This is a genomic window from Roseibium aquae, assembly GCF_008711285.1.
GTDB classification, from domain to species: Bacteria; Pseudomonadota; Alphaproteobacteria; order Rhizobiales; family Stappiaceae; genus Roseibium; species Roseibium aquae.
In genome coordinates this window covers 1-5,207 of sequence record NZ_VXDC01000028.1, presented here as the reverse complement: position 1 = coordinate 5,207, position 5,207 = coordinate 1, and the positions used below count along the sequence as shown (strand labels likewise).

The following is a 5,207-nucleotide window of genomic DNA, read 5'->3' as shown; positions in this document are numbered from 1 at the left end:
CTTCCTCGAAGCCCTCTGATTATGCCGACCCCGACACAGCGGTCCCCTCCGGAAACAAAGACTTACAGACCTACATCGGCATAATCCGGGCATCGGCATAATGCGACTTATGCCGACTTCGGCATAAGTCTAACACCGTCAGAGGCGCCATGTCCGGCGCGCTCAAGAAGAAACTCGGACTCGAGGTCACCTCCGAAAAGGTCGACGGGCGCGGACGGGTTTACGCCATCCGCTGAGAGCAGATCCTCTCGACGCGCATCGCAAACAGCGCTAAACTAGCATCTAATTCGATGCGCATCGGGAGGCCAGCCATGAACATCACCAAGGACATCAGCCCGCTAACCGAGTTCAAGCGGGATTCGGCGCGTCTGATCGCGCAGATCAAGGAGACCGGTCGACCGCAGATTCTGACCGTAAACGGCAAGCCATCTGTAGTCGTGATGGATGCCGCAGCGTGGCAGGAGATGCAGGACCAGCTCGACTATGCCGAGACCGTCGCCGGGATCCGCAAGGGTTTGACGCAGGCTCGTGCAGGTGACGGCACTGATGCGGGAACGTTTTTCGACGGCCTAGTCCGGACCAAATGACCTCCACATTGCCGGTGATCATTACGCCCAACGCGGCCCGAGATCTGACTTCATCATGGGTCTGGCTGCGCGAGCGGAACCCGCGCGCTGCGGATGAATGGATGGCGGGCATCCGCGAGACCATCTTGGGCCTCGGGGTAAACCCACAAGCACATCCGATCGCACCGGAAACACAGGCTTTCGACCTGGAAATCCGCCGCGCCCTATATGGCCGTTCGACGCGTTGGCGAATTTACTATGCTGTTATCGACGGCCAGGTGCAGGTTCTCCATGTCCGGCATGGCCGTCGGAACGACTGGCAACCCTGATCGCCTCGAAGACCCGCCGCAGGGCGAAGGAACGCGCTATCGACATAATGGTTTATGCAGAGATCGACATAAAATGGTGAAGCCCGCCCCCATCTTCAGGTTCTGCGCCAGCGTCGTGTGCAGCCCGAAGATCGGAAAGATCAGGATCTGCGTCACGACCGGGACGTCTTAGCCGACAGCCACGTTAGCGATAAACTCGACCAGCGACACAAGGCGCGAATGCTTCATGCCGCGGTCTTGCGCTTTCGCGCGGGTTCGGGGGCGTTGTCCGTTTCTGGCGTATCGGCCGGGAGTACGGCATCGTCGCCCTGCCGTTCCGCCTTGACCTCGGCGAAGGTCCGGCCGTCGCTGTCGAGGATCGCGTCCTTGCCGGTCTCCGCCTGCCAGCGCGCCATGGCGACATCGACGTAGGCCGGACTGATCTCCATCGCGCAGACCCGCCGCCCGTTGGCCTCGCCCGCCATGATCTGCGAGCCGGTTGGATGGCGGCCATTGCTTGGTTGGCCACGAAGCTGGCCGGTCGACTGCTTGTGTGGCCGTAACGAGTTAGCGGGTGCTTTGGAAGTTTGCGGCAGCGGCTTCGAGAACTGCCTGCGCCACCTCGGCATCCTCGAACCCCTTACCTTCCATGCCGCCATCCGGTCCCTTGTAGTTCGCAAACCACAGGTCGACGATCTGGCTGACGCCCGGATACTCGGCATCAAGCTGCGCCATACTTTCGATGTGCGAGAAGGGCGAGTCCTCGGCCAGAACAGCGATCAGCTTGTCGTCCTGTTCCCCTCCGTCGAGCATCTTCAGCACCCCGATTACGCGCACATCGACGACCTCGCCGCGTGGTACTGCCTGACCCAGCACGATCACGTCCAGAGGGTCGCCGTCGCCGCCCAGTTCCTTCGGAAGTGCGGTACCCGGGATAGAGCCGTAGTTGCCAGGATAGCCAAGATAATTCACGACGCGTGGCTTGCCGTTCTTATACTCCCAATACACCGCTTTGGGATCGTCTTTACTGACTTCCCACTTGGCCGATGTGCCGGTTGGAATCTCGACGATTGCGCGGACAGTGCCATCTCCGCTGAATGCGGCCAGGCCCATGAGCTCTTCGGTGCCGACGATCGTGAAATCGTCCTTGGCCGTCATGGCAGCAGTGTGAGGGGTGGTTTCGGAAAAGGCGAGCCCCCCGAGCGACTCAGCGTGCGTCATCTGCGTCATCAAGGCGAGGCAGGCAGCACCTACCAGCAATCGTGTTCTGGGCATCGGCAGTCTCCATGTCAGATTTGACAGACTCCTTAACCAAGGAATGTGACGTCCAGATTACGGAAAGACTTCCGTGTTCCCGGACGCCCTGACGGCAAGCTTCGCTCAAATTCTGATTACGTCTATTCGCGAGGGTATCGAACTGCTTCGAACAGCTGCCGCGGAAAGTAGCCCCGCACCAGCGAAACACCCACGAATGCGAGCCCGATGGTTAGATGCTCGGTAAACCCTGTCTCGATCCCAAACCAAGGGAACACCACGACCTGCGTCGCGATGGCCAGAACATAAGCCACCACGACATTTGTGATCGCTTCGAACAGCGACATAAGGCGTGATTGCTTCATGCCATCGCCTCATCCATCGGCCTCGCCGATGATGCGGGCAACATGCGGCCAGAGGTGGCGCAGGTCGTCCGCGCCCCGGCGTTTGCCCGCGACCGAGAACAGCTGGCACGGATAGCCCGCAGTGACTATGTCCACCGCGCCGCGCCAAGGGCGGCCGTCGAAGGTGGCAACGTCGTCCCAGACAACAGCCTGATCAAGGGACGCATCTTCCATCCGCGCCACGAGAGTGGCTGCGGCGAAGGTTTCCCGTTCGACATGGCCTACAGCACGATATCCGGGAATGGCGATGGTGAGCCCGAGATCGAGCCCGCCTGCGCCGGAACAGAGCGAGAGGCCGGGGAGGCATGCGTCTCCGGCTCCGGAAGTGTCTCCGGAGGAAGGTAGAGCCAGGTCATGCATGTCACGCGGCGGTCTTGCGCTTTCGCGCGGGTTCGGGGGCGGCGTCCGTGTCCGGCGTGTCGGTTTCGTCGCCCAACCGCTCGGTTCTCACCTGCGCGAAGGTTCGGCCGTCGCCGTCGAGGATCGCGGCCTTGCCCGTCTCCGCCTGCCAGCGCGCCACGGCGACATCGACGTAGGCCGGACTGATCTCCATCGCGCAGACCCGCCGCCCGTTGGCCTCGCCCGCCATGATCTGCGAGCCGGAGCCCGAGAAGGGTTCGTAGCAGAGGCCGCCGCGGGCGACGTGCTGGCGCATCGGGATCCCGAAGGCGTCGAGCGGTTTCGGCGTCGGGTGGTCGGGCCGGTCGTCCTTGGCGAAACTCGGCAGCGCCCATGTCGACGGCAGCGTTTCCTCGGCCACCTTCGGCGGGCGGTTCGGGCGGCGCCAGCCCATGAAGCAGGGTTCGTGCTTCCAGAGGTAGTGGGACCGGGTCAGCACGCCGCGGTCCTTCACCCAGATGATCTGCTGATGGACGAAGGCGCCCGCCTTTTCCCAGCAGGCCTCCAGCATCGCCTGGCGGCGCGAGGCGTGCCAGCAGTACCAGGCCGCATCGTCGGTGATCGCCTCGGCCACTGCGGCGGCGATGAACCCGTCGTAGAGTTCGGCCCCCTGCGAACTGTCGTCCCAGGTTGTGCCGTAGGATGCCGACCAGTCCTTGTTGCGGGTCGGATGGTTCGAGCCGTCGTAGTCCACGAGGTAAGGCGGGTCGGTGGCGAACAGGATCGCGCGCTCGCCATTCATCAGGCGGCGCACATCGTCATGCGAGGTCGAGTCGCCACACAGCAGCCGGTGATCGCCAAGGATCCAGAGATCGCCTGTCCGAGACGCCGGGTTGCGCGGCGGTTCGGGGATGGTCACCGGCGGCACGGAGCCCCCGGCGTCACCGTCAAGGCCAACATCCGCTTCGGCCAGCAACCGGTCCAGTTCCCCATCCGAAAATCCGGTCAGTTCAAGATTGAACTCAGCCTCCATTAGATCGCCGAGTTCCAGGCCGAGCAACGCCTCTTCCCATTCAGCGTTCTCGCCCGAACGGTTGTCCATCAACCGGTAGGCACGCGCCTGTGCTTCGCTCAAGCCCTTGGCAACGTGCACCGGAGCAGTTTCAAGGCCGAGTTGACGTGCCGCCTCCAGCCGCGTGTGCCCGGCCAGCACGACCATCTGCTCATCGACCACGATCGGCTGGCGCCAGCCGAACTCGGCAATCGAGGCCGCCACCGTGGCAATGGCCTTCTCGTTCCGCCGCGGGTTGCGTGCATAGGGAATGATCTGCGCAAGCGGCAGGTCGATCACGTCCATCGAAAGGTCCTGATGTGAGCGCCCAGGTGAAACGGCGGCGCGGAAAACGAAACGGCGGCCCGCGAAAGCGAAATGCCCCCTGCCCCCCGTTTCGTTTCAGGCGGGTGTGTTCAGACCGTGCGGGTCTGATTTCATTGAGGAATTCGGCAAAACGAAACGAAACGGCTGTTTTCGGGGGCGTCACTGGGAAAGCGTCGCGCTTCGCCCGCCAGCATACGAATGTCGCCCGGAAGGAACCCGAAACTCAATGGGTTAGCCCATCGGACCCGGCCGGACCCTTCGCTGGACCCCGGAAGCCAGTGCCGCGGCCTCTGCCTGCGCGCTCCTCTCCCGAGTATGCCCTATTTGATAGCCTAAGAACGGAGGTTTGTCTCGGCGCCCGATGTCTCGCAGGAAAGTGTCTCGCGAATGCGGCAAGACTTGACAGCCAATATTGCCCGGCGACTGCGCGTATTATAAAGCAGGCAGTCTGTTCGACGTCTGAAGTTGCTCCAAGGCGATGGCGACCAACCGACGATCGAAGATCTTCAACTTGCGCTGTCCAGCGGCTTCCCCACCAGCCCAGCCCTTGAGACCTTCCATTACTCCCTCAACAGTCGGTTCGATATCATTGTGCTGCATCATCCAGTCGACGGTCGCCAGAAGTTCCATGCCGAGAGGCGACTCGAAGCCATCGATGGTGGCCGAAGCCCATTCCAGTACGCTTGAGAACTGCTTGCCTTCACCGGAGTTCAGATAGGCTTGCACCCGATCGTATTTGGCGTCGTTGAACCAAATGAGATCCATGGGATCGGCATCCGCGAGGCGCTTGTCGCACCGGAGATAGCTTCCGTCGAGACTATCGAGCAGCTTCGTGAGGTTATCTGCGCGACGATACGGTCGAACCCGCGTTCAAGGCTCCCGAGAGGCCCAGCAAACTCGATGCCTTTGCCGACAAGCTGTCGGCCTGGTTGCGGGCAGAGTCGACCAAATCGCGTAA

General features: G+C 62.1%; 9 protein-coding genes and 1 pseudogene. 3 read left to right on the top strand and 7 right to left on the bottom strand.

What is annotated here, in order from left to right:
• Window positions 1-137: 137 nt before the first annotated feature.
• The 3 genes and pseudogenes from F0184_RS21055 to F0184_RS20320 form a co-directional block, all read left to right on the top strand.
• Window positions 138-236: pseudogene (locus F0184_RS21055) on the top strand (DUF3489 domain-containing protein); the annotation flags it as partial.
• 75 nt (window positions 237-311) lie between these two features.
• On the top strand, window positions 312-587 hold the full coding sequence (locus F0184_RS20325) for a type II toxin-antitoxin system Phd/YefM family antitoxin (RefSeq protein WP_150497963.1): 276 nt from the start codon (window positions 312-314) through the stop codon (window positions 585-587).
• The gene (locus F0184_RS20320; RefSeq protein ID WP_206668397.1) at window positions 584-895 is read left to right on the top strand and encodes a type II toxin-antitoxin system RelE/ParE family toxin; all 312 of its coding nucleotides are present in this window, start codon (window positions 584-586) and stop codon (window positions 893-895) included. The genes F0184_RS20325 and F0184_RS20320 overlap by 4 nt, the downstream gene beginning before the upstream one ends.
• A gap of 36 nt (window positions 896-931) precedes the next feature.
• Here the strand turns inward: F0184_RS20320 and F0184_RS21170 are convergent, their stop codons facing one another.
• The 7 genes from F0184_RS21170 to F0184_RS20285 all read right to left on the bottom strand — a co-directional run bounded on the left by F0184_RS21170 (window position 932) and on the right by F0184_RS20285 (window position 5,014).
• On the bottom strand, window positions 932-1,051 hold the full coding sequence (locus tag F0184_RS21170; RefSeq protein WP_425299517.1) for a DUF7220 family protein: 120 nt from the start codon (window positions 1,049-1,051) through the stop codon (window positions 932-934).
• A gap of 68 nt (window positions 1,052-1,119) precedes the next feature.
• Window positions 1,120-1,323 (bottom strand): hypothetical protein, encoded by a 204-nt coding sequence (locus F0184_RS20310; RefSeq protein ID WP_244299397.1) that lies wholly within the window; start codon window positions 1,321-1,323, stop codon window positions 1,120-1,122.
• Window positions 1,324-1,441: 118 nt separating this feature from the next.
• Window positions 1,442-2,149, bottom strand: a complete 708-nt coding sequence (locus F0184_RS20305) for an inorganic diphosphatase (protein ID WP_150497962.1) — start codon at window positions 2,147-2,149, stop codon at window positions 1,442-1,444.
• 122 nt (window positions 2,150-2,271) lie between these two features.
• On the bottom strand, window positions 2,272-2,493 hold the full coding sequence (locus F0184_RS20300; protein ID WP_150497961.1) for a DUF7220 family protein: 222 nt from the start codon (window positions 2,491-2,493) through the stop codon (window positions 2,272-2,274).
• A gap of 9 nt (window positions 2,494-2,502) precedes the next feature.
• Complete coding sequence (locus F0184_RS20295) at window positions 2,503-2,892, bottom strand: DNA cytosine methyltransferase (protein WP_208998591.1); 390 nt, start codon at window positions 2,890-2,892, stop codon at window positions 2,503-2,505.
• 1 nt (window position 2,893) lies between these two features.
• Window positions 2,894-4,228 (bottom strand): DNA modification methylase, encoded by a 1,335-nt coding sequence (locus F0184_RS20290; RefSeq protein ID WP_150497960.1) that lies wholly within the window; start codon window positions 4,226-4,228, stop codon window positions 2,894-2,896.
• A gap of 453 nt (window positions 4,229-4,681) precedes the next feature.
• Entirely contained in the window at window positions 4,682-5,014 is a 333-nt protein-coding gene (locus F0184_RS20285) for a hypothetical protein (protein WP_150497959.1), read from the bottom strand.
• Window positions 5,015-5,207: the final 193 nt, after the last annotated feature.

Coding starts and splice junctions, on each gene's coding strand:
- F0184_RS20325 (WP_150497963.1), top strand. CDS start 312: ATGAACATCACCAAGGACATCAGCCCGCTAACCGAGTTCAAGCGGGAT.
- F0184_RS20320 (WP_206668397.1), top strand. CDS start 584: ATGACCTCCACATTGCCGGTGATCATTACGCCCAACGCGGCCCGAGAT.
- F0184_RS20310 (WP_244299397.1), bottom strand. CDS start 1,323: ATGGAGATCAGTCCGGCCTACGTCGATGTCGCCATGGCGCGCTGGCAG.
- F0184_RS20305 (WP_150497962.1), bottom strand. CDS start 2,149: ATGCCCAGAACACGATTGCTGGTAGGTGCTGCCTGCCTCGCCTTGATG.
- F0184_RS20300 (WP_150497961.1), bottom strand. CDS start 2,493: ATGAAGCAATCACGCCTTATGTCGCTGTTCGAAGCGATCACAAATGTC.
- F0184_RS20295 (WP_208998591.1), bottom strand. CDS start 2,892: ATGCATGACCTGGCTCTACCTTCCTCCGGAGACACTTCCGGAGCCGGA.
- F0184_RS20290 (WP_150497960.1), bottom strand. CDS start 4,228: ATGGACGTGATCGACCTGCCGCTTGCGCAGATCATTCCCTATGCACGC.
- F0184_RS20285 (WP_150497959.1), bottom strand. CDS start 5,014: ATGGATCTCATTTGGTTCAACGACGCCAAATACGATCGGGTGCAAGCC.